We start from the raw sequence: 1,334 nt of genomic DNA, 5'->3' as shown, positions 1-1,334 counted from the left end.
CAATATGCAGGTCTATGGCGCCGACAAGGTCTGCAAGCAAATGAACCGCGAAGGGGTGGCGGTGGCGCGTTGCACGGTGGAGCGGCTGATGCGCAGGCTCGGATTGCAGGGCGCCAGGCGCGGCAAGGTCGTGCGCACCACGATCCCGGACGCCAAGGCGCCGTGCCCGCTGGACCGGGTCAACCGCGTGTTCAAAGCGGATCGGCCCAATCAGCTTTGGGTGTCGGATTTCACAGACGTGTCGACCTGGCAGGGCTGGCTATACGTGGCCTTCGTCATCGACGTGTTTGCCCGGCGGATCGTGGGCTGGCGGGTGAGCCGTTCGATGCGCACGGACTTCGTGCCAGGTGCCCTGGAGCAGGCGCTGTACACCCGCCAACCGGGGCGCGACGATGCGCTGATTCATCAATCGGACCGCGGCTCGCAATACGTCAGCATCCGCTACAGCGAGCGGCTGGCCGAGGCTGGCATTGAGCCTTCGGTGGGCAGCAAGGGCGACTCCTATGACAACGCGCTGGCCGAAACCATCAACGGGCTGTACAAGGGTCGCCTGGTTCAACAACCGCAGACTGATGGAACCCCTGGGCTATATCCCTGCGGCAGAAGCTGAGGCAAACTACTGGCGGCAACTCGCCAGTCAACACGCCATTGCGGCATGACTTAAACCAACCAGCCTCCACGAAACACGGGGCGGTTCAGTCCGAGTTTGAGCAGCTTCATCTCGCGTGCGAGCATCAGCACCTGCACGAACAGGGACTCAACTTCCTTGAGGAAGCGGCGGCGGAACGTCGCCAGCGTGTCGTGATCGGGGTGGGTATTGGCGGCAACAAAGCGAAACGCCACCGAGTCGTAGGTCGCGCGCTCGATCTTGCGGCTCGAATGCACCCCATTGGCATACCCGTAGATCAGCAGCCCCAGCAACACCGCAGGATGATGTGCCGCCGAACCGCGGCCCGCATACTGCTCGACCAGATCATCCAGATCAAGGCGATCGATGACCTCCACAACGAACCGTGCCAAGTGATTCTGTGGCAACCACTCGTCCACCGATGGCAGCAGGAGGTAGGCAGTGTCTCGGTCAACGCTAACGAAGCGGCTCATCGCAAAAAACCCATGAATGCACTGCCTCCATTGTTCCGCATCACCTCAGCATCCGAAAACCTCGAAAGTCCGACTCCTAGATAGCGTCGTCACGAGTTGTGGCATGATGGCGCTGTTCATACCAACCGCGCTAGTGAGATGCCCGAGACGCTTCATCGACACGATCTATCAGATCGGCACTGGGAATTGCTCGAACCCCACTTGCCTGGACGAGCGGGAGTTTGGGGCGGGGT

3 pseudogenes are annotated in these 1,334 nt (G+C 61.2%); 2 read left to right on the top strand and 1 reads right to left on the bottom strand.

Going from position 1 to position 1,334, the window contains the following annotated elements:
• Positions 1 to 659, top strand: a pseudogene (locus tag B7X30_RS15695) (IS3 family transposase); the annotation flags it as partial.
• A gap of 40 nt (positions 660 to 699) precedes the next feature.
• Here the strand turns inward: B7X30_RS15695 and B7X30_RS15690 are convergent.
• Positions 700 to 1,101 (bottom strand): annotated as a pseudogene (locus B7X30_RS15690) (transposase); the annotation flags it as partial.
• 138 nt (positions 1,102 to 1,239) lie between these two features.
• Here B7X30_RS15690 and B7X30_RS15685 point away from each other — a divergent pair.
• Positions 1,240 to 1,334: pseudogene (locus B7X30_RS15685) on the top strand (IS5/IS1182 family transposase); the annotation flags it as partial.

The sequence above is a fragment of the Thiomonas sp. 13-64-67 genome, assembly GCF_002282795.1.
GTDB lineage: Bacteria > Pseudomonadota > Gammaproteobacteria > Burkholderiales > Burkholderiaceae_C > Thiomonas > Thiomonas arsenitoxydans.
Note: the sequence above shows the minus strand (reverse complement) of the source record. Positions and strands in the feature narration are given on the sequence as shown.